Here is a 23,182-nt window from a genome sequence, read left to right on the forward strand (position 1 = left end):
ATTTTCTCCTTAGAACATACTTCTTAAGTCATTTTTTGATCATGTCACCTCAATTTAAGGGCTAAAACGCTACAATGATGATTCATCTCGATATAAATTGGATGAATTTTTATACCAATATTTCGTAATTACATTAATGGAAAAATCTATACAAACATGAGGTATATAAGTGATGTGAAATCAAATGATCGTAAAATCTAAGCATTTCTCAAAAATTGTCCTGCTCCTTTTTGTTATGACACTGGAGATCGGATCAAATATAAATATACTCAATCAAATTACCGAAAAATCCCCTGATAAATCATCTGTATATTCAGATATAAGGTCTGCTTATTCCTTTACAAATGAAACCATTTTTGTTTTGGGTCACCCATATGATATAACTGCGATTGATCCTCTTAACGCCTGGGACTCATCCAGTATTGAAGTCATAGATCAGATTTGTGAAGGATTATTTTCCACCAATCTCTCAGATCCAGCTCATTCTATAATTCCTAGGCTTGCAAGTGATGAGGGTATCTGGAATGGGGATGGAACAATTTTTAATGTCACTTTGATGGAAAATATTTACTTTCATGATGGGACTCGTTTTAATGCAACTGCAGTAAAATGGAATTTCGACAGATTAAAAGATATGATTACTAATAGTTCCGGATTATCTGAAGTGTATCCTCTAATAGCAAGTGTTTATACTCCAGTGAATGATACATTTGTTATCCAAAACATCACTGTTGTGAATGAAACATATATATCTTTCAAATTAAACTACCCATATTCACCTTTTAAAGGAATGCTAACTTTTTCTGGATCTTATATCATATCTCCCCATTCAACCCCTCTACATCGATTTCTTAATGCAAGTGCTGAGAGCTTGGTTGGAACCGGTCCTTATTGTTTTACAGAGTTTATAGATCAAGACTCTATCACCTTCGATTATTGGCCTTTTTATCATAGAGGAATTCCGGGTATTAAAAGAATGATATGGGTAGTATATGACAATGTTGAAGATTTAAACTTGAGTCTGATAAATGGAACAATCGATATGGTTGATTCTCCCTCTGTTGATTACTTTGATGTATACAATGCATCAAGTGATATCACTTTTCAAGAAGGTCCAGAATCATTGGTTGGTCAATACTTGTGTATGAATAATAATTACATCAATCAAACTTTTCGTAAGGCTATTTCCTTTGGCATTAATTACACCGAAATCCTAAACATATCAAATCCTCCAAATTCAAGATTAAAGTCTCCTTTACCATCTGGGCTATCTGGGTCAAATGAGAGCTTCAACTATGCGACGATGAACATCACTCAAGCTCGACAAATAATCATTGACATGAATATGTCTAGTGGATTGACACAACTTTCATCCGATGAGGAATGGCAAAATCTCACTGAAACTACTCCTGCTCTTACTGTTAATTATACTTATAATGATGGATCCTATACTCGGAAAACAATAGGTGCTATTATTACGGATAATCTTGGATATATTGGAATCAAAGTCAATAATGTGAATTTAACTTGGGGGGAATTTGCAGAATATTTATACGAGATAAATGGACATACAAAAGATGAGCTCAATCTTTATGTAACTGGATGGGGTGCTGATTATAACGATGCCCTTGCTTGGTTAACTCCATTATTCTCAAATAATTCAGTCAGTAATCTTGCAAATATCAATGATCCCTATCTGCAATCGCTACTTTTGAATGGAACCAATGAAATTGATGTATTGACTCTCCAAACAATAGTTGATGAAATTCAACGTTATTTAGTAGAAGATCTTATGCCCGTTGCAAACTTATTTTCTCCTAAAATTTTTGGAGCTTGGTCAACCAATTTAAGCGGATTTTTATTAAATTCTTGGGGGAAACAAGAGTTTTTCGCTTGTACTTGGAATAATGAAACAGTTAATATAATTGATCTTAATACCAATATATTTGCAGATCCCGATAATGATGCAATATCTAGTTGGGATGAGTATTCGATTTATTTTACAAATCCATATAATGAAGATACTGATAGCGACGGGATGCCTGATGCATGGGAACTTACATATTCTCTTGATCCATTGGATAATGGTGATGGAATTTTAGATAGTGATCTAGATGGATTGATTAATGCATGGGAATATGGAAATTCTACCATACCTGATGATTCTGATAGTGATGATGATGGATTGTCAGATAATTTGGAACTTATAATGTATTTAACTAATGCTACGAATAATGATACCGATGGGGATGGTTTATTCGATTATAATGAAATATTTCTCTATTCTACTAATGCTTCGGATAGTGATACTGATGGCGATAGTATTTCAGATTTTGAAGAATTGATACTTTATTCCACAAATGCTACGAACAATGATACCGATGGGGATGGTTTATTTGATTATAATGAAATATTTCTCTATTCTACTAATGCTTCGGATAGCGATTCTGATGGTGATAGTATATCCGATTTTGATGAATTGATGGTTTATTCCACTAATGCTTCGAATGATGACAGCGATGGGGACAATTTATCTGATTTTGACGAACTAATGGTCTATTCTACTAATGCCACGAGTAATGATACTGATGGGGACAGCTTATCTGATTTTGATGAACTATTGGTCTATTCTACTAATGCCACGAGCAATGATACTGATGGAGATGGGTTATCAGATTTTAATGAACTGAAACTTTACTTTACAAATGCTACAAGTAGTGATTCAGATGGGGATGGATTATCTGACTTTGATGAATTGATGCTTCATTTTACTGATGCTTTGAATTATGATACGGATGGGGATGGGATTAGTGATTCTATGGAGCTTGAATTTGATTCAGATCCTCTAAATCAATCAAGTATTCCTCAGATTGAGAGTCTATTATCAATTACTATTAATTCCAGAATAAGACCTTTTGGTTCATGTTGCATTTCATGGGATGGTCCTATAATGCCTGTATTGGATAATCTGTCCATTTATCTATCTTCTACAAAATTTACTAAAGATAATATTGGATCTATGGAACCTTATATAATGTTTACCAAAGAGATCCCAGATAATTATACTTTATCCAATTTAGATGATGGAACATGGTATCTTCTAATTCTCGTCGAAAATCAGAATATAACTCTCGCTTCTAGTATTATTGAATTTACCGTCGAAAATCCATTCAATTCAACTATACCAATCTATCAAATTTTTAGTATCATCGCTGGAATTCTTGCAATTTTAGGGGTGATTGAGGTATTTATGAAGATGAGACAACATAAAAGGAAGGATATTGATTCCCTACACCATGAGTTGTAAATCGTCTAGCTTTGAGGTTTTTTTACTAATTATTTTTCTTACATTTTCCAGTCATAGATCTTAATTTCTAAATTTTTAAATTTAGAAATCTAGCGAGAGGCTTAATTTTTAAAGCATGCTGGATAAAATATTGTATATAATATGGAGCTAATGAAATTATGTCCTTATCCAAATATATTGAGTATTTAACACAGAAAAATATTTCTTCGGAAAAATGTGAAGCCGCTTTAAGTTTAATGCAAGATTTTGAAACATATTTGCACTCGGTTGGGGCGGATGCAAGAAACATCACTTATGATCTTGTTCAAAATTTTGTTGCACAAATGATTGAAAGGAGAATCAACACTGAACAAAATTTTGTGTATATCCTCTATTATGGCTACTATTTGAACAATTTTGAGATAATAAATGCAATTATGGAAATAATCGATGGGGGAGAAATGTTCCCTAATTTATCTAAGCAACTAATTGCGAAATTTGGACAAAAATTCCATGACGAAATTTTCACTGATGTAGAATTACCTCCTTTAGGAACCCATCCAAAAAAAAAACCAGAAATTGCAAAAATTCTTGTTTCTCGTATAATTGACAAATTAGGTCCTGAAAAAAGTGTCCAATTTTTCAAAACGGGCTTGCGCGATAAGTATCCCCAAGCTTATGTAAAAGGTCATGAGACTTTTAAGAAACTCCAAAATGTGGACGAACTCCTCAAAATTAAGCATCAAACTTTAGTGGAGAATCTAACCAAGTGTTTTAATGAGAATAGTTTATTTTTCACGCAACCTGTTACCAGAGAAGTGTTGGATTTTGTAAAAAGTGATCAAAGTATCAGTGCGGGTATCCGAAAAGGGGATACGATCTACATGAAAAAGATTCCATATATGACTAACAAAGTATTAGAAGAAACTGATCAACGAAAGCGTAATTATTATGTATGCCATAATCCGATGATTCGAGAAGCTTTTCTTGAAGAAGACCAACCCATTGATCCAATATTTTGTAATTGTAGCGGGGGTTTTATGAAAAATTATTGGGAGGCAGTGCTTGACTGCGAAGTCGATGTTGAATTGCTTGATTCTGTGATGATGGGGGGTAAATTTTGCGAATTTGCGATTCATTTACCCTCAGAAATTGTGGAAAAAACCAAAAATCATCCCGTTGTTTAAGATTTTTTTCCTTTTTTCCCTTTCGTATGTCGTAATTCTACTAATGTCTTGATAGGTAACACCATATTAAAAGCGAGATATGGTCGTGCGATATTCTCTTTCAATTCTTCTTTTTCAATAAGAGCCAGTGTTTTTTCCTTAAAATCTTGATAAAGCTTCATATATTCCTTATATCCATTTTCTGATAAGGGAATGAGATCCCTCGGAATGTGATTTGATGGATTTGTGTGAAATTGAAGGGCATCTTGAGATGATTTGATGGATTTTTCACTTGTTTCACTAAAGAGGCTGATTTCACGCATTAATTCCCGTACGGTTTCAAAGAGTAATGTATTCCAGCGGAAAATATTGCGGGAATAGCCAATTATTTGAGATTCGGGTAAGTTTGCCAAATCTCCAAAATCCATGAAGACCGTCTTATAAAAATCAGCGCTTAATTCATAATTTTTTAAGGGTTTAATAGAGCCTTCTATGATTTGATCGGATTCTAAAATCAAGCCTTGATTTGCCATTAACTTCATATGATAAACGGTGGTGTTCTTCGTTTTTCCCAAAAATTTGCTTAACTCGGTGAGATTAAGCTTCCGGTAGATAAACAAATACAATAATGCTTGTAACCTTGGTTTACTATTTAATGTTTTAAAAATCTCAATTTTTTCTGGTACTTGAGATGATGTAGTATTTGCTTCCATGAGGTTTGAATCCTTTGAAATCTAAAAAAAAAGGAAAGATGTAAACGTGTGCTTTCTCGTTGAGAATTATTTATATTCAGGAACTAATCCGGTTTGAAAATGACGCAAACTTAATTCTGCTCCGCGTGAAATTCTGACTCTTGGGATTTGATCTTTATTCTTGTAGAGTTCTGTGACCGCTGCTACCGTGTAATCCATATCTGAAAGGCTGTAGGCATTTCGAGGAATCGCAAAGCGCACCAAATTTAAAATGCCCTTGCGTTGTTCCTCGGTTCGTTGATCCCATTCAAAAGCAAATGGACCTAGTTCACAAGATCTAATTCCATAATGCTTTACTAATTCAATTGAGAATCCAACGCCACCAAAATCTTCCGTTTTCATACAGGTCCCTTCTAAGAAGCGATCCATATCAATATAGACTGCATGACCTCCCGCAGGTAAAACAACTGGCACATTATTTTCTGCTAATTTTTTGGCTAAATACCGGGTCTGAGTGATTCTTGAGCGAAGATAAGGTTCTTTTACCACTTCATGAAGGCCTACAGCGAGTGCCATAATATCTCGGCCACTTAATGCTCCATAAGAGTCATTTCCAAGTGTAACTATTTGTTTTTCTTTCAAACGAGTTCCAATTTGCGTCCCATTAATTGAATACTTTGTGCTAAACACTCCCTTATCTCGAATGGCGAGTAGTCCTCCCATATTTGCCAATCCATCTTTTTTTAAACTGATTGTGAAACCATCAACATGCGAAAACATCTCTTGGATGATAGCCCTTACTGATTTATCTTGATAACCTTCCTCAAACTCTTTAATGAAGTAGGCATTTTCTGCAAAACGACATGCATCAAAGAAGAATGGGATCTCATATTTGTCTGCTACCTTGTGGACTGCTTTGATATTGGCCATTGATACTGGTTGTCCTGCGACCGAATTATTTGTAATGGTCAATAAGATAAGAGGGATTGAATCTACTCCACGAGTTTGAATTAATTTTTCCAATCCTTCTACATCCATATCTCCTTTGAATGGGTTTCGTTTGTCCATATCTTCGTGTGGAAAATGATTTAGGACAATGGATTTGTCAAATAAATTGACCGGTTCAATATTGACTGCCCGAATATTTGCTCCGGTTGTATCAAAATGACCGTTATTTGGAATACAATATTTTTTGTTTGGGTCGATTTCAAAAAGCACTTCTGCTAAAGTTGAAAAGAGAAGGTGTTCAGCAGCACGGCCTTGAGGGCAAATAAATGTGTTAGGTCGAGCTAATTGGTGAACGCCTCCATTAATAAATCCTCCTTCAAAAGATGTGAGATAGAGTTCTTTCATCAATTTTTCAACATCATCTTCCCCTGAAAGAACGAGATTAATGGCTTTTTTAGGATTATCACCACGTTCAAAAACATCCCGAAATGCGTCTAATAATACATAATATCCTTTATTTCGGCCGTAAGATTCATCTCCATGAATTAAAGCGGACCATTGGAGATCTGTCATTGAAGTAGAACCGCTATCTGAGAGATAATCTAAATTTAACAGATCAGCAGGAAAAGAGAACATGTTATATTCGGTTTCCTTAAGTGCACGGGCACGTTGTTCTAAAGAAACGTCTTTATAATTCCTAACAACATAAGCTTTATGGGTGGGAACGGGAGTTCCTAATTTATGCATTGGTTTCATTTTAAAATCATTCCTTCACAATATCACAAAAAATGATATGTTTGTTGAAAATAGGATCAAGTACATATTATTGGAGGAAGTATTTAATGATTTTCTAAAAAAAGGTTTTTTTTTGTGATATTGGATGATGTTCCCGTTTGTGTCTGATGGATGGATTAAATCCTCAATTTCTTGATCCAGTAAACCCATACTATGTTAAATCCAAGAAAAGTTGTGAAAAACAACCAAAGAATGAAAGAATTAAACATTGAAAATTGAATTATTGAGATCAAAATTCCAATTATTGCTCCTGCTGACCAAATTAATTTTAGTTTTAATAATATTTCATAAATCTCCAATGAAGATTTCTGAGCCACGAGGGAAATGCCTCCTATTCCAAATAAAGCTGCTGCAGAAATTCGTGATGCCACCGGATCAATTGAATCCCATCCAAATAGATTCAGCATTTGGACGGGGAATAAAAAGAGTGGGAGGGCAATTAAATAATCTATTAGAAAATGAATTTTGAATGCAATCTTCAGACCATTTGGGGGTCGGTTTTTATCTTTATAGCTAGTATTCATCATTATTCAATAAATTCATTCCAGAAAGAAAAAAACACTTCTTATCATTATTTTGGAAAATTACCAAAGAAGTTATAAAAAAAAAAGCATGAAAAACATTTATTCTTTAATGGCTGTTGCTTTGATCTCTATTTTTACATCTTTGGGTAACCGCGCAACTTCTACAGCTGCCCGAGCAGGATATCCTGTGGTTTTGCAATAGGGCTCAAACGTGGTTGCATAAACTTGATTCATAAGTCCAAATTCATTCATGTCCTTCAAAAAGACATCACATATAACAACATCTCCCAAAGTGAATCCTGCAGCGTCTAAGACTGCTTGAATGTTTGAAAAACATTGCTTTGTTTGGGCTTCAATTGTTTCTCCGACGATTACACCTGTCTTAGGATCTAGAGGGATTTGCCCTGAAAGATAAAGAGTCTTCCCCACTTTAACAGCGTGAGAATAAGGTCCGACTGCTTTTGGTGCGGCTTCCGCATTGATGATTTCTTTTGCCATAATTTTTTGTAAATCAGCGATGTAAAAAAAATTATTGTAATTTTCACTTCTTGCTTATCAATTCTCATCAGTAAAAATTTAAGGTATTGCAGATATGTTTCTAGTAATATGAACTGCGAACATGGCTTTCTAATGGAGACATGCCCCCACTGCCAAATGCAAGTTGGGGTCAAACCAAAGATTCAACTAGTGAAACCGGCCGCACGAGAGATACCCATGCCCGTTCCAAGTAAAGATGGTATTCATGTACCAACTGATCTTCAATTTGATGATATGTATAAGAAAAACAAATCGCTTTCCCACATGCCCCAAAAATTAACACGTAATTTTGATGTGAGAATCGGATTAAATTCTTCTGGACCTTCTTTATTTCAAGAAAGATCGCAACAATTAAGTGCAAAATATGATCCAAAAGGACTCCACCAAGATCCAAATTCGGAGCTCTCTATTGTTGATTTGCGTAAGAAGTTTACTCAAAAATAATTATCCCTTATTTGAGGGTGTCTTTCTTATTCTTCTTTTTCTATCTTATCATACAGAATTCTTTGTTCAGGAAGAAAATCCGAGTTTGGAATTGAAGAATAGATATTTTTTTGGTAAATCTCTAACTGATCTCGTTCTAAATCAAATAATTCTTTAATTTCCTTGAATTCTTCCATTTCTCCCTTCCAATCAAGCAGATCTTCTGCATAATAATCCACAAATTTCTTTTTTAGATATCCAAGATAAGAGATAATTTTGGTGTCTTTCTGATCGAGGGGAGTTCGAACAACGAAGGTTAAACGATGATCTTCGTAATGAGCAAGAGTTAATTTATAGTTTTTCCCTTTAATCATTTGAACTTCCTCCATCCCAATTTCAGAAGCAAACGCATTGATGGCAGAAATGAAACCTCCAAACAAATCTGCACTCTGTTCTTCTAAAAATTGTTCATTGTATAAAGTTAGACCATTTTCGGTTAATATCCAAATTTCGTCGATTAAGGGTACTGATTTCATGTTATTGTTTATCCCGTTTTTTGTATAAATGGATTATACAATAGATTGTTTGTTGTGGAGTTTCTATAGAGATATGTATTCTACCTTTTTTTGTCCTTTAAGAATTTTTGGAACTGCGTTAGAGAATAAAAATCTGATATTCAATTCATCAAAAAATTAATATATGATTCGAATATTTAATATCGTATATATGATATCAATAACTAAATCTATGAAAAAAGAAGATAATCGAACCCAAAAAATAGGGTTACTTCAATTTTTCCAAGGAGAGCTTGATGAATTGGATATGTTTTTGCAAGAATTTCAAAAAATTAAGCCCGACTGGCTTGACACTACGCTTACTGAATATTTCAAAATTCTCACTAGCAAAATTAATCCAACACAAACCTCGAAAGGATTTCCCATTTCAGAACTATCGCAAGACAAGTGGAAATTGTTGGGTGCACATCTTCCGAAGATTCAAATTATTCAGCAAGCATTGCTATCCTTTTTACATTTGGAAAACTTTTCTCTTGCAGGAAAAGAGTTTTTAGACCGAGATGATTTTCTCGTCGTTCCTTTTGGGGATTATATTCGTTGTGCTTATTATCATGTCTATTATTTCTTCCATGCGTTAATGAATTTGCAAGGGAAAGAAATGGCTTATGCGATTACCCGTCAAATCGCTGAAATTAATTATACAAAGCCAAGACCTGATCAAAAGAAGATGAATTCTGTTAGGGAATTTGGGGAATGGATTGATGGTTTATGCACACGTACTCATAATTTCATTAGTGGGGAAGATGACGATCAACATTTCATCAATAAAGTAGTGGGTTGTGTTTGGGGAGAAGCCTTGCAGCAAGTGGAAGATCCAGAATTGATGTATTTTCTGATTTGTTATGGGGACTTTTTCACACCCAAAGCAAAAAATGAGCACTTTGAGCTAACTCGCAAAGAGACAATCTTGCAAGGAAGTAAAATGTGCGATTTTTGTTATCATGATACCCGTATTCATCAAAAATTGGAACATCCTATCAAGGAATTCTGGGAAAAATTGTGCTGAAAATTTACTTTTTTTTAATTTCCCATTGATCCCCAACAATATCAATCATGTCAAATTTCGCCATGGCGGCGGTTAAATCAATTAATTCTCCCTCTATTCGTTCAAGATGAATTAATTTTTTCTTAATTTGCGAAAATTCATCATTTTGTTTTAAAAAAAAATCAAATAGAGACATTTTTTGTTCAGGAGTTTGAATTTTCACATATTCATTGACTGCTTCCCTTATAAAAGCGGATAAACTTTCACGCGGGTTTACTTCATTCCAAAGAGTCAATTCCTTCTCAGAAACTGTAATTGAAATTCGTTTACTTGATGTCATACTATCACATACTAATTGCATACTTTCGCATACATAACTTAAAGGTCATTGCATGATTTGAAGATTTGTATTTAATAACTTTTTAAATCGAAATTATAGTTGTGAATCTTATGGCAGACGAAGAAAAAATTGTTGATGTAGAAGTCGAAGAGACTGAAGAAGAAAAAACCAAGCGCGAAGAAGAAGAGAAAAAGGCAAAAGACGCCGAAAAGCGCAAAAAGAAACTTGCAAAGGAAACTGTTGCGGAAGGCGATATGGTTTTTGTAGATGTGTTAGGCAAAACTCTTGAAGAAGATGAGGCTAATAACATGGTGTTCCAAGCCAGCAACGTGGAAGATGCTAAATTATTACCTAATTACGATCCAAAAAACGATGCCCGATATATCAATGATCTTGCTATTGTTGGTAAGAAAGGGTTCGTGGAAGATAAAATTGATGAAATTTTAAAGAGTGGAATCAAATTCTTTGAAGAAAAAACTGTTGATCTTGAACCAGTAGATGCATTTGGAGAACGTGAAGGCAAAAAAATTGAAAAAGTCAGCCAAAAACAATTCATGAAAGACATGAATAATGAAAAACCTTATCCAGGTGCTCAATATAAAGATAAAAAAGGGCGATCAGGAGTTGTTTTACGTGCTGCACAAGGACGATTATTAGTTGATTTCAACCATCCTCTCGCTGGAAAGAAAATCCAATACCGTGTCAAGGTAACCGATAAAGTTGAAGGATTTGAAGGGCAAGCCTCCGCATTATTAGGTCGTCGTTTAGGTGGAATGCAAAGTATGGGTGAAATGTTCAAATTTGACCACGATGCTGAATCAAAAACTCTTGAAGTCGAAATTCCTCAAATGTTAATGTTCCAATTAGCTCAACAACAAGGAGGAATTTACTTCAAAATGGGTGCTTCCATGGATTTACAAGAACATTTACCTGATGTAGATACAGTCAAATTTGTTGAAGTGTTTGCAAAAACTCCTGCTCCAGTGGCTGAACATGATCACGAACACGACCATGATCACGACCATGATCACGAAGAATAAGCTCACTTTCTCTAAAATTACTCTGATTTTTAACTTTTTTTCCTTCTTACTTTCTTATTTTGAATTATCAAATTGCTATCTATAAATTCAAATCAACAACTTCAGAATAAAATAAGGACTTTTTTGAGTTTTTCAATTTATTAATAAATCTTGCTAATTTTAATAAAATGTGTAAATTTGTTGACTGTTTGGGCCAAAATTGACACAATTTTGAAGTAAGTTTATATTCATATATTTTTCTTATACATACGGATTAAACGATTCAAAACTTTGATATTTATTCGATACACTCACCATTAATTTACCTTCACATTTGCTCTAAATTTGATGTTGCTGCATCAAGACCAGTTGTATCCTAAATATTGAGGCCCTACGACAGAATCTGTTTCATTCAATCACACACACTTTTTTTCTTCTCTTCTTTTTGAATTGTTTCTTGAATACAAAAAAACATGAAAAAAGAAATTCATTTTTTTAGATCCGGATATTTGGTAAAAACCGATTGTTGAAATAATTTCCACCTTGGTAATCCATGAACACTTTCAAAATCAGGATCTAAACAGAATTGATAATAGAATTGATGTGGATTTTCCATATTTATCAATAACATTTTGTTGAAGGTGGTAATTACTCCTTCATAACGCCCAAGTTTTACTTGGAGAATGGCTAAAATACTTAAGGCCGTCTGATCTACTGGTTTCAATTTTAAAGCACGTTTAATATATTTTAAACCAATTTCGGGTTGATTTAGGTATAACCCTTTATACCATGAATTTTCGATAAATCTTTGATACTCATCAAAAAAGCCCAATACTGCTGTATATTGTTTTTGAAGCAAGAATCCCGCTCGTTTGGCTGTCTTTTGCGATGCTGTGTTGTGTTCGGAACAATGCCACGCTACTGTAATTTTCCTTTGCAGACATTCTTCAATACAAGCGGCAACTGAAATCGTTCCTAAACCTGCTCTTCGATGCTGTTCTTCGGTCCATACTCCCATTTCTGCTTTATTTTCTGTAACAAAATCTGCCATGGCGCGAGATATGATTTCAGTACCATTTTTAATCACCACATATCCAAATCCATGTTTTGAAAATTCTTCAAGAGACCTCCATTGGGAGTAAATTTCCTCCATCATTTTTTTGTAGTTGATTAATTCTTCCCGTCCAAGAATATCTTTAATTTTCCACATTTTACAGTCTTTGGGGATCTGTTCCTTCCATGATGGGTTTTTCTGGGATTGCAACATAAAAAAACATCGTTTGAGCAAAATATAATCGCTAAGATGGAAATCACTATCAAATATGGAATTCCATTTTGGATTGGAGAAATATATGACCCACTCCCCGTGTTCTGGTTTCATTATGGGCCAAATTTGTTTTTTTATGATCTCTCCGATTCCGTAATTAAACTGTTTATTTGCTGTGTTTCCAACCAAATACATTGAATATTGATTATCTACTAAAAAAGCTGAACTGGGTGTGTGTATATCATCCACCCAGACTTTCCCATCGTTATCATGATTTAAAACTGCAATGCAGTTCAAGTTGATTGCCACTTCTTCAAATAACTGTCGTACTTGGGCATATTTCTCTTTTTGCAATAGGTGTATCATTTTTTTCACGTTCTCTACTTGAAATATTTTATCATGCATATCACATTTTTAATGGTCTCTTGAAGAAACAGATTGCTGTATAAGAAGAGAAGTTAAAAGAGAAAGAAAGTACGTTAAACATTGTAAATAAGCACTTTTGAATCTGCCTACCTCTTACATGCAGACAATTGTTCATTCCAAAGTTGATTAAAATTGATGCTTACTTACAATACATAAAATAAATATATTCTAATGATAGAGAGTATTTGAGAAATAAAAATTTGTTTATAATATATTTGTTTATAAAAAATATACTTAATATTTGACATTCGAGGCGTTTATGTGGAAAATCTAAGCAAAATTAGTGTGCTATTTATCTGGGATGTAAATGAACGACTAAAAACTTACCTGAAATCGAAGTTAGAACAACTATCTAATCTTAATCTAATTTTTCCAAAGGATCTATCTGAAGAAAACTTATTAAGTTTAGCACCGAAAGCATCGGTTATAATTGGGTGGCGTCCGGACATAAAAATGCTCCAATCTGCAGATCAACTAAAGCTTTTCATCAATCCAGGGGCGGGTGTGCAGCATTTAATTCCCATATTTCGAGATCTTGAAAGAAAGGATCAAATAATTTTAGTAAATGGCCATGGTAATTCTTATTTTACCGCTCAACATGCGGTGGCTCTCTTACTCTCGCTAACCAATAAAATAATTCTTCATCATGACTGGATGAAGCAAGGAAAATGGCGAACTGGGGATTCGGAGGCCAAATCCGTGCCCCTTTGGAAGAAGAAAGTCGGTTTAATTGGTTATGGGGCGATCAACAAGAAAGTTCATCAGCTTTTATCTGCGTTTCAATGTGAGTTTTCCATTTTACGAAGATCTTGGGAAAACACCAATGAACAATTGTTAACTCCAGTGACTCGGTATGAACCTTCCGAAATTCGGAAATTCATGGGAAACATTGATTTTTGTATTGTTGCCGTTCCTCAAACGGGGAATACGGTTAATATGATCCAAAAGGATGAATTAAATCGGTTAGGACGTACTGGATTTTTAGTCTCTGTCGCCCGTGGGCAAGTAATCAACGAAGAAGATCTTTATTATGCTTTAAATGAAAATCGAATTGCTGGGGCTGCCATTGATGTGTGGTATGATTATTCTCCCGAACCAAACACAGATAATCAGAAATTTCCCTATCATTTTCCCTTTCATGAATTGCCTAACATTGTACTCTCTCCGCATCGAGCCGCTTCGCCCTTTGATAACCTCGATCGTTGGGATGAGGTGGTTGAAAATTTGACCAAAATTTCGGAAGGAAAAAAAGACTTTATTAATCAAGTGAATATTGCAAATGAATACTAAATTGGGTTTTTTATATTGCACTCGATTATTTTTTTTGAAAACGTACAACTGATAAATGCAACCCTCGGGGGCATTTTTTGATTTTTTTCATCCGTTGGACCAGTTTCACTTTTTGACCTCTTTGAATCATCAGGCTATGTGGTTGACAATATTTATGATACACACAATCATCGTGATCGCAGCCAACAGGAGTAAAATCGAGTATCGAACCTTCATAAATGTCCTTATTGTGCATGGAAGCAAACAATACGGGTTTTTTAATCTTAACTAATACCATGTCTTCCTCATGAAAATCTTCTGGACACGGAATGACCCGATCTAAGATTTCTACTACTTCATAAACGGTATTTGGAGTTAAATTTTGTTGACATGTCTCATAGAGTGTACATGTAGTCGGACATTCTTGCTTTGGTTCTTGAAAGAAAAATTGAAATCCTTTATATGCAAATGATTTCCCGAGAAAAGTCATTAAAGCCATCGCTAATATGAAAACATAATATTTGATCCTTTTAAAAGAACATTGATCAACAAATTCAACCATAGAACATCTAACAATCGCATTGAGTTTGGGAAAAAATCCCGAAAAATATGAGAAAACAATGTCCCCATTATTCTTCAATTTGATAATGTTCTTTCAAACATTTAGGACATAGTGAATGGGAAAACAATAGGTCAGAATTCCGTGATACATATTCTTCCACTTGAAGCCAAAAACCTTCATCATCGCGGACATTTTTACAATGGCTGCAAATTGGGATGAATCCTTTTAATGTCTTTATTTCTTTCAGTGATTTTTCTAATTTATTAATATTTTCTCGAATATTGTCAAGATTTCGACTATTTACCAAAGCCATTGCCGCAAATTCACAGAATCCTTCTGCCAATTTTGCATCATGATCATTAAAGGGATCTTTTTTATTAGCCAATCCCATCACACCTACCGATTTTTTTTTAATAATAAGAGGTGCAAATAAGATATTGTTTAAAGGCATATGGCCCGGCGGCATCAATTTTGCAAATCTGGATGACATAAAGGAATTGTTATACACGGCTTTCTGTTTTTGATAGCATTCTTCCCGTAATCCTCTAATTGGCATTGGTAAAGAAGGATCCACAGTACATTTTATACCACCTGATTCTAAAAACAAGACATCATTAAGTTTTCCATCTTTTGACAATAGAGCAATATATCCAGAAGTCGCTTCCGTTAAATAGCATGCTTCATCAAATATTTTCCTTGCTGAATCCTGAAAATTATCAAATTCGAGTACTGCCTTGGATGCTCTCATTAAGGATTCAACTTCGTTTAAACGTGATTGTTCCATTATGATCTCAAAAATACAAGTTTTTAGTTGGCTTAAAGCATGATGGATCGAGGACAAATATTTTGTTCATTTCTTTTGAAAAAATGTTTAGTTTTTAACGCAAAAATTTAAGTTATTGTGAATTATAACAAGAATAACTATAAAGTTATTTAAAGCGTGATACCATGGACCAACTACCGAACCAAACGAACATTGATATGAACATTCTGAAGATAACGCCAGAAAGTGCTGATGATTTCAAAGTAGAACAACTAAAAGCTTTACCAAAGATGAAAACGGGGACAACTACTGTCGCTTTATTAATAAAAGACGGTGTCGTATTAGCTACGGACAATCGCGCCACCATGGGGATGTATGTCGCCAATAAAAATGCAAAGAAACTCCATATGATTCAACCTCATATGTATATTACGATTGCAGGGTCTGTCGCCGATGCCCAATATTTAATTGATTTGTTGAAGGCTGAAACAGAAATTTACAAGCTACGAAACGATCATGATATTGGAGTGGGACAAACCGCCAAATTACTTCAAAATATACTCTATAATAATAAAGGTTATTTCCAAGTTGGTCATCTTCTCGGAGGGTATACCGACAAAGAAGGTGGGGCCATCTATAATTTAGGAGGGTATGGTTCCTTATTAGAAGAAAAATATGCGTCTGTTGGAAGTGGAAGTCCTTTTGCGATAGGAGTCCTTGAAACAGATTGGAAAGAAGATTTATCTGCTGAAGACGGAATGATTTTAGCTGCCAGAGCGGTACGTTCTGCAATTATTCGAGATATTGCTTCTGGGAATGGAATTGATATTATTGCACTCCAAAAAGGCCAAGCCCCTATTGAAAAAAGATACGAAATCACTGATATTGACATCCGTGACAATAAAATTGAAAATAAGAAAAAAAAAGTTTCCAAAAAAAAAACGACGAAATCTAAATAATTTTTTTCTTTTCACCTTTTTAGGGATTCCCCATGTATCAGATCCTGATTGATCTCAGCCATAACGAACAATTGGCCTCCTTACCGGATGAAATTTTTGTAAATCAAGATCTTTTATTTTCGTTTACTCGCCCCACCGATGATTTAACCAGTCTGGAATTTTTGCAACAATATGATATGATTTTTATGGGCAATCCAAAACCCGTTTCCGAAGATCGATTATTATTTACTCCCGATGAATTAAAAACATTAAAACAGTATGTTGCTGAAGGGGGAAATCTATTTCTGACTTCTGGAGCACGTGGCGATTATAATTTTTCTCATGAACTTGGTTCCTTACGGGTTTTTTATAATTTAACTGGAATAATTCAATATCATTATGCAGTGTTATTTCATACTGATCCCCAGATTTATCGAACAAAGAAATGGAATATTAAAATCTCTCAATTTCCGTCTCACCCCATTTTTACTAATTTTTCAACAAAAGATTATCTGGTTTTTGGAAAATCAACGTTTTTTTCCCTTGGGGAAGATCTTGATGTTGTACCTCTAATTCTTGCTCCTGAAAAAACACAAGCGCATTTTTATCAAAATAAACAAAAAACTCCCATTCGGCAAGAATCATTAATGGTTGCAAATGAGTTTCATAAAGGAAAAGTGATTTCTCTAAGTTCCTCTTCGTTATTTACGAGAAATGCTCATAATGGGTATTTAGCGGGTGCAAATCAGAAATTGATTAATGGCATCTTTGATTGGCTTCTTGATAAAGTTGAGTAACAATAAAAAAGCAAAAATAAATTAAAAAAGAAAGACTAAACACTTAGTTGGGCATGTAATGCTTGTTGAATGGATTGAATATCAATATCCAGTGAATCCGCATCTTCATCGCTTAACATTGCTTCTTCATCTTCATAGACATCTTCTTCTAATTTCTTTACCCATTCATAAATTTTGGCAACGGATTGATCATCATCACTGGTGATGCGAGTTAACCGTGAATAAGTATCTTCCAATTTGATTTTGGCACTTGAAGCCCGATATCGGAGCAAGCAAATGTTCGATATTTCCATTAAATTACGGGTGATGGCCATAACATCCATTGTTTTATTACGTTCTTCACTTTTGATTTTTCGCATCATATTGATTTCTACAAATAATAATTCAATCATTTTCGCCAGCAATCCCGTCAATTGACCTGCTTCATTGCACCAAACACGAATTTCCAATGTTGAACTTGATCCGTTGATATATATTCGGGTAATAACTCTTCCCCCTGTAACTTTAGCTTCACTGCTAAACCATGCTTCGGCTTCATAGTTTCCCGATTTATCATCTTCATAGGATGCCACATTTGTAACGTCAAATTGACCTACGGCTCGATGAGCGGCACTATAGGCCATTTGTGGAGGTAGATCTGCAATGAGAAATGCTCGAGCATCACTAGGTAGTGATTGGATGGCTTTTTGACAATCTTCAATGGTGTCCAAGCTTTTAATTAAAAGAGGGCATTTGATTTGGACATCTTTGGGATTGACATTCATGGTGTTTATTTTTCCCATGGCATCCTTGTAGATAACTGTGCCTCCAATTGTAGAGATCCCACATTCCGCAGGTTCTAAATAGAAATCCACTCCATGGGTGTTGCCCGGATCAATAACAGGGATTGTGATAAGTTCTCTCGCCCTTCGATAGGAGCTGGGCACATCTAATATAACTTTTATATCATGAATTGCCATATTAGATTTGTTGCGTACTACCACTTTGAAATGAAGTTGCCCCCCAACAAAATCATATTGACGGACTACTTCAACCTCTCCAATTTTGGAAGGCATTTGGGGAGTTGCTGAAGCGTTTGTTGATGTATGAGGTGCATGAGAACTGAAGGATGTCACCGGTTGTTTCCCATCAGCTACAAATTGTCGTTTGGCCATATCAATATAACCATTAATAGATCCTCGAGAAATTAAAGTGGCTAACCCCTCTTCAACACGTTGTTCGGTAATTGCCAGTTTTTTCGCCAAATCACCAATGGATATTGTTCTATAAGCACGGGCAATGGCTTTGATTTTTTCACTTAGTTTTTCTTCTGTAAGAAATTCGTGATTTTGGGTGAAAATACCGCGGATAGTTCCTTTTTGGATCAATTTAAATAGGGCTCTTCTTGCTAATTCAGGTGCAATTTGTAAATGGGTCGCTAAAGCATTAATCATGAAAATTCCATTTTTAAGACAGAAGTTTTCAATTTCACTCTCCAATTCTTGTTCGGAAAGGGTAATTTTTCCTCCATCAGCAAAAAAGGCGACAATAATTTTATTGCGCATCATGTTCATGATATAGTTTTTAACATTTCCTTCTGGAATTTCGAATTTCTGAGCCAGATCATAATGTACAACCTTTCCGTGGGTCTTGATCTCTTGCAGAATTAATTGAGTTAGTCCTTGTTCCAAATAATATCGTGTTTTTTTATGGTTAAATGTCCCACGAAGCTTATTTTTCCGGATCAATTCGATCATAATTCGGGTAGTAGTGGCCGTACTGGCACTCATATTCTGCTGGAGTTGATCTAAGTCTACAAATCCTTGAGATTGGAGATCGCTTACCAAACGAGCTTCCATTTCTGTAGTAAGAAAGATGAAGATTTGTTTTTTTGAATCTAAAAATCCCTTGATTTGGTTGCGTTTAAGTAACTCTTCAATGGTTATCTCAATTTCTACATTATTAAGACCATAACGCAATTGTAATGTCCGAAAGTTTGTTTCTATTGCTTCTTTCAAATCATTGGTGAAGCAATTTAAACAAAACTCTCTACCTTTACTTCGTCGCAATTTTTCATTGCATTTATCGGGGTGGCGAGCTAAACCGTATTTTTCCGCTTCTCGCTCAATATATTTTTCTGAAGTGCCCATTATGATGGGGGAATTTGTTCGAGAATTCCAAGAACATTTAGTACACTGAAGATAGAGTTGACCTGAAGGTAAAGTAGTATATTCAAGTAAATCTCCACACGTAGGACATTTACTTTTTTCTAATATATGGCATCTATTTTTCCGAATGCTTGCTTGAATGCGATTTAATTTAATTTGAGGATGTTTTTTACAAATATAACTGTCCGTGGAGCCTGTGTGGTTAAAACAAAAACTCTCGCCGCAATTGGGGCAATTATAATCTGTATCTGTGGATGAACAATATTTACATGTTGCGATTGTGGGTAGCCTCCGAAGATGAATGCTTCTATTCCTTATTAACTATAAGGATTCTTTCTCCTATTTATTTTATTTTTTTATGTTCTTTATGTTTTGGGGAGGCCAAAATATATGCGGACAATTTTTCTATGGACAAAGCATATCAATGTTTGTGCACCAAAATGAAGTTGAAAATTTAAAAATAAGCTTCTATTTGCAAATTTCATTGGCTATTTTCATAGTTGGTGGGTAAATCGCTGGTTTAATTTCTTCTACTACCACTGTTGTATGAGTATTCATGATCGGATACTTCTCATACAGATGTTTTAAAAAATTATTCAACCCTTTAAGCCCTCTAGTCCTTACAATGGCAAGTAAACCTGCTTCATTACCAGTTCGGTAGAGATCAATAATGTTAGGCTCTTTTACCAGTCTATTTGCTAACATCGTATACTGACTCATTTGTTCTGGTTGAATTTGGAGATAAAATTTGGTGGAAAAGTCCGGTTCTTTATAGATCCGTTCACCTCCAGAAATCAAGGCTCGTAATTTTTCATTATTTAGAGAAATCGTAAAATCTTGGATAATATTATCTACTTGGAATCGATTGAATTCTCGGGAAAGATTGATTTTATCCAATAATTGTTGTTCTGATTCTGTGAAAAAAATTTCATTTGGGCGATCAGGCCATCGTTTAATATTAAAATTTTTTTGTAATAATTGAAGTAAGCGCCATTTTTTTTCATGATCGTCCAATTTTTTAGTGGGGTGGGAACGTTCTAAAACAAATCCCCCCACTTTGAAGATATCAATGCATTCAATGATGCGATAGGATGAAAATAAGCTTTCTGAAATATTTTCATCAATTTGGGATAAAATTTCAGCGAAATTTTTCTTGGTTTGCACTTCAAATTTGGCTATAAGAGAATATTCGCCTAATACACCATCAATGGATGCCAGTTCATCGTTTTTTTTGATCTGTTCTAATATTTTGGGTTCACTCGGATTTGTTTTAATTTCCATGAAGAAATATTGGAGATTTAAAACGAGTGGATTAATAATAAATGTCGGACGATCAATTATATGTTTTTCCCAGAGATTTGTTCTTATTTTTGAAATGGTTTGACGAGAAAGGTGAAGTTTTTCCGTCAAATGGCTTGCTCGAACCCGGGAATTGCGATATAGTTCTTCTAATAATGTTAAACGATGCGCTTTATCAACCATCATCTAAAACTAAGCTTTTATGCTTAAAAAAGATAATGTAGAAATTGATGGATTTTCATTTATTTCTATAACAATAATTACTTTAAATTTCGTTTTCTGTAAGAAATGCTAACTTTTTTATTTTCCTCATTACTCTTTCTTGTTAATTATTCAATCTATTCATGGAATGAATTATTATGTTTGATATGTCTGGAATTAAAATGGCGTGGGAACCCGATCACAAATTACCCTATAAGGTAGAAGATATCGGTCTTGCGGATTGGGGACGAAGAGAAATCTCCATAGCAGAAAAAGAAATGCCGGGTTTGATGGCATTACGAGAAAAATACGGTGAATCAAAGCCATTAAAGGGTGCTCGAATTACGGGCTCTCTTCATATGACTAAACAAACTGCAGTTTTAATTGAAACTTTAGTTGCTTTAGGTGCCAAAGTGCGATGGGCGAGTTGCAACATATTTTCAACTCAAAATCATGCTGCTGCCGCAATAGCTGCTGCAGGTGTTCCGGTTTTTGCATGGAAGGGGGAATCTGAGGAAGAATATTGGTGGTGTACCAATCAAGCATTATTATTTGAAGAAGGCGGTCCTAATTTGTTGCTCGATGATGGAGGCGATGTTACTCTTTGGGTTCATTATCGCCGTCCTGAACTCTTAGATGAAATTAAAGGTGTATCGGAAGAAACTACCACCGGTGTTCACCGTCTCTACCAAATGATGGAAGAAGGGGAATTAAAAATTCCTGCCTTTAATGTTAATGATTCTGTAACTAAAAGCAAATTTGATAATCTTTATGGTTGTCGTGAATCCCTAGTTGATGGGATTAAACGTGCGACTGATCGGATGGTTGCTGGGAAAATTGTATGTGTCGCAGGTTATGGTGATGTTGGCAAAGGTTGTACACAATCTATGCTTGGATTTGGCGCGCGTGTTATCGTTACTGAGATCGATCCCATTTGTGCTTTACAAGCCGCAATGGCTGGATTAGAAGTTGTCACAATGGAAGAAGCAGCCCCAATCGCGGATATTTTCGTCACCACTACTGGTAATAAAGGAATCATTATGGCTGAGCACATGGCTAAAATGAAGGATACTTCGATTGTGTGTAATATCGGTCATTTTGATTGTGAAATTGATGTTGCTGGGTTAAATGCTTATCCAGGAATTAAGAAAGCCGAAATCAAACCACAAGTTGATCAATATTTCTTCCCTGATGGTCATTCCATTGTATTACTTGCGGAAGGTCGCTTAGTCAATTTAGGGTGTGCCAATGGTCATCCATCATTCGTTATGAGCGCATCCTTTTCAAATCAGGTCCTAGCCCAAATTGCCCTTTTCACAGAGAAACATGAGGTTGGTGTTTATATGCTCCCTAAGTACCTGGATGAAGAAGTGGCTCGGCTACATCTCGCAAAATTAGGTGTTCATCTTTCCAAATTAACCCAAGAACAAGCGGATTATATTGGAGTGAAAGTTGAAGGTCCTTACAAACCGGAACACTACCGGTATTAATATTTTTAATTTTTTTTTTTTCTCTCCTGAAGCATTTTCTCAATTCCCTTAATTTAATTGTTTATTTTTTTAACCTTTTTTCCTCACTCCTACAACGCGTTTAAATTGAGATTGTTATTTTACGATTTGATTTTTCCCTTTTCTTTTGCCATAAAATTAATCTTTCGTGGAAAATACAAAAGGAATTGTTAGGATCAAAGGCATGCATAGACATCCATCCCCCAAGGATGTTTCTACTGTCTGCTTAAGATGAAAACTTATATATGTTGCCGACAAAAATCTAATTACGGTTGACATCTCATGTCTGCCAATCCTGAAGGTTCTGGAGAACAATTGTTAATTTTTGTGATCCTATCACCGCTCATATCAAAAAAAAGTTTGTCATCTCTGTGCGTAATGCTCCTTGATTCCCTTCGAGGTGGATCAGGAAGTGTTGAGGTCAATCATCTTTCATGGACTTTAGTTAATCAATATAATGGATGGAATGTTGAAGTAGATCAATCATTTGCATCCAAGATTTTGAATTGGCTATTCAATTAAATATTGTCACGCCTTACAGCACATGGTGCAGTTCCTTTTGGGATTTTTTTCACTTTGGTGAAAAAGGCGGGAACAGACCGCAACAGGCAGAACCATCATAAGGAGTGGCAGAACTGTGTCACCGATAGAAAATCCTTTAATTCTCATCATAATTGGGGATAAAAGAAGAAATAAGGCACGTTGCTACAACAAC

Annotated in this window: 21 protein-coding genes; 10 read left to right on the forward strand and 11 right to left on the reverse strand. The window is 34.9% G+C overall.

Going from position 1 to position 23,182, the window contains the following annotated elements:
• Positions 1-184: 184 nt before the first annotated feature.
• Together NEF87_RS18425 and NEF87_RS18430 are read left to right on the forward strand one after the other, a co-directional pair.
• Positions 185-3,307 carry an ABC transporter substrate-binding protein gene (locus NEF87_RS18425; protein WP_457916974.1) on the forward strand — a complete coding sequence of 1,041 codons (3,123 nt, stop codon included), beginning with the start codon at positions 185-187 and terminating at the stop codon, positions 3,305-3,307.
• A 158-nt stretch (positions 3,308-3,465) separates the two neighbouring features.
• Complete coding sequence (locus NEF87_RS18430; protein ID WP_457916975.1) at positions 3,466-4,473, forward strand: DUF6144 family protein; 1,008 nt, start codon at positions 3,466-3,468, stop codon at positions 4,471-4,473.
• Here the strand turns inward: NEF87_RS18430 and NEF87_RS18435 are convergent.
• The 4 genes from NEF87_RS18435 to NEF87_RS18450 form a co-directional block, all read right to left on the reverse strand.
• Complete coding sequence (locus NEF87_RS18435) at positions 4,470-5,165, reverse strand: helix-turn-helix domain-containing protein (RefSeq protein ID WP_371802921.1); 696 nt, start codon at positions 5,163-5,165, stop codon at positions 4,470-4,472. The two genes, NEF87_RS18430 and NEF87_RS18435, sit on opposite strands and share 4 nt — an antisense overlap.
• 66 nt (positions 5,166-5,231) lie before the next feature.
• A complete protein-coding gene (locus NEF87_RS18440; RefSeq protein WP_457916976.1) occupies positions 5,232-6,848 on the reverse strand; it encodes a tryptophanase in 1,617 nt (538 codons plus the stop codon).
• A 155-nt stretch (positions 6,849-7,003) separates the two neighbouring features.
• The gene (locus NEF87_RS18445) at positions 7,004-7,414 is read right to left on the reverse strand and encodes a hypothetical protein (RefSeq protein ID WP_457916977.1); all 411 of its coding nucleotides are present in this window, start codon (positions 7,412-7,414) and stop codon (positions 7,004-7,006) included.
• A 96-nt stretch (positions 7,415-7,510) separates the two neighbouring features.
• A complete protein-coding gene (locus tag NEF87_RS18450) occupies positions 7,511-7,909 on the reverse strand; it encodes a RidA family protein (protein ID WP_457916978.1) in 399 nt (132 codons plus the stop codon).
• A gap of 108 nt (positions 7,910-8,017) precedes the next feature.
• Between NEF87_RS18450 and NEF87_RS18455 the strand changes: the two genes are divergently transcribed.
• Positions 8,018-8,392: a hypothetical protein gene (locus NEF87_RS18455; RefSeq protein WP_371802925.1), complete on the forward strand. Its 375-nt coding sequence runs from the start codon at positions 8,018-8,020 to the stop codon at positions 8,390-8,392.
• Positions 8,393-8,418: 26 nt separating this feature from the next.
• On the opposite strand, the gene NEF87_RS18460 is transcribed toward NEF87_RS18455, so the two are convergent.
• Positions 8,419-8,907, reverse strand: a complete 489-nt coding sequence (locus NEF87_RS18460; RefSeq protein WP_457916979.1) for a hypothetical protein — start codon at positions 8,905-8,907, stop codon at positions 8,419-8,421.
• Positions 8,908-9,118: 211 nt separating this feature from the next.
• On the opposite strand from NEF87_RS18460, the gene NEF87_RS18465 reads away from it, so the two are divergent.
• On the forward strand, positions 9,119-9,952 hold the full coding sequence (locus NEF87_RS18465; protein WP_457916980.1) for an L-2-amino-thiazoline-4-carboxylic acid hydrolase: 834 nt from the start codon (positions 9,119-9,121) through the stop codon (positions 9,950-9,952).
• Positions 9,953-9,956: 4 nt separating this feature from the next.
• Here NEF87_RS18465 and NEF87_RS18470 read toward each other — a convergent pair whose 3' ends face one another.
• Positions 9,957-10,271 (reverse strand): hypothetical protein, encoded by a 315-nt coding sequence (locus NEF87_RS18470; RefSeq protein WP_457916981.1) that lies wholly within the window; start codon positions 10,269-10,271, stop codon positions 9,957-9,959.
• A gap of 110 nt (positions 10,272-10,381) precedes the next feature.
• Between NEF87_RS18470 and NEF87_RS18475 the strand changes: the two genes are divergently transcribed.
• The gene (locus NEF87_RS18475) at positions 10,382-11,311 is read left to right on the forward strand and encodes an FKBP-type peptidyl-prolyl cis-trans isomerase (RefSeq protein WP_371802942.1); all 930 of its coding nucleotides are present in this window, start codon (positions 10,382-10,384) and stop codon (positions 11,309-11,311) included.
• A 466-nt stretch (positions 11,312-11,777) separates the two neighbouring features.
• Here NEF87_RS18475 and NEF87_RS18480 read toward each other — a convergent pair whose 3' ends face one another.
• A complete protein-coding gene (locus NEF87_RS18480) occupies positions 11,778-12,923 on the reverse strand; it encodes a GNAT family N-acetyltransferase (protein ID WP_457916982.1) in 1,146 nt (381 codons plus the stop codon).
• Between the two features lie 321 nt (positions 12,924-13,244).
• Between NEF87_RS18480 and NEF87_RS18485 the strand changes: the two genes are divergently transcribed.
• A complete protein-coding gene (locus NEF87_RS18485) occupies positions 13,245-14,273 on the forward strand; it encodes an NAD(P)-dependent oxidoreductase (protein WP_457916983.1) in 1,029 nt (342 codons plus the stop codon).
• Between the two features lie 25 nt (positions 14,274-14,298).
• Here the strand turns inward: NEF87_RS18485 and NEF87_RS18490 are convergent, their stop codons facing one another.
• Together NEF87_RS18490 and NEF87_RS18495 are read right to left on the reverse strand one after the other, a co-directional pair.
• Entirely contained in the window at positions 14,299-14,814 is a 516-nt protein-coding gene (locus NEF87_RS18490; protein ID WP_371802946.1) for a UPF0179 family protein, read from the reverse strand.
• 67 nt (positions 14,815-14,881) lie between these two features.
• Complete coding sequence (locus tag NEF87_RS18495) at positions 14,882-15,598, reverse strand: GAF domain-containing protein (RefSeq protein WP_457916984.1); 717 nt, start codon at positions 15,596-15,598, stop codon at positions 14,882-14,884.
• 164 nt (positions 15,599-15,762) lie between these two features.
• Between NEF87_RS18495 and NEF87_RS18500 the strand changes: the two genes are divergently transcribed.
• On the forward strand, positions 15,763-16,536 hold the full coding sequence (locus NEF87_RS18500; protein ID WP_371802948.1) for an Ntn hydrolase family protein: 774 nt from the start codon (positions 15,763-15,765) through the stop codon (positions 16,534-16,536).
• A 32-nt stretch (positions 16,537-16,568) separates the two neighbouring features.
• Positions 16,569-17,312, forward strand: coding sequence for a hypothetical protein (locus NEF87_RS18505; RefSeq protein WP_457916985.1), 744 nt, complete (start codon positions 16,569-16,571; stop codon positions 17,310-17,312).
• 35 nt (positions 17,313-17,347) lie between these two features.
• Here the strand turns inward: NEF87_RS18505 and NEF87_RS18510 are convergent, their stop codons facing one another.
• Entirely contained in the window at positions 17,348-19,441 is a 2,094-nt protein-coding gene (locus NEF87_RS18510) for a PCI domain-containing protein (protein ID WP_457916986.1), read from the reverse strand.
• A 486-nt stretch (positions 19,442-19,927) separates the two neighbouring features.
• Complete coding sequence (locus NEF87_RS18515; protein WP_457916987.1) at positions 19,928-20,941, reverse strand: Lrp/AsnC ligand binding domain-containing protein; 1,014 nt, start codon at positions 20,939-20,941, stop codon at positions 19,928-19,930.
• A 200-nt stretch (positions 20,942-21,141) separates the two neighbouring features.
• Here NEF87_RS18515 and ahcY point away from each other — a divergent pair, with 200 nt between their 5' ends.
• Both ahcY and NEF87_RS18525 read left to right on the forward strand, forming a co-directional pair.
• Positions 21,142-22,449, forward strand: coding sequence for an adenosylhomocysteinase (gene ahcY, locus NEF87_RS18520; RefSeq protein WP_371806861.1), 1,308 nt, complete (start codon positions 21,142-21,144; stop codon positions 22,447-22,449).
• A gap of 300 nt (positions 22,450-22,749) precedes the next feature.
• Positions 22,750-22,989 carry a hypothetical protein gene (locus NEF87_RS18525; RefSeq protein ID WP_457916722.1) on the forward strand — a complete coding sequence of 80 codons (240 nt, stop codon included), beginning with the start codon at positions 22,750-22,752 and terminating at the stop codon, positions 22,987-22,989.
• Positions 22,990-23,182: the final 193 nt, after the last annotated feature.

The organism is Candidatus Lokiarchaeum ossiferum (assembly GCA_025839675.1).
GTDB lineage: Archaea > Asgardarchaeota > Lokiarchaeia > Sigyniarchaeales > Promethearchaeaceae > Lokiarchaeum > Lokiarchaeum ossiferum.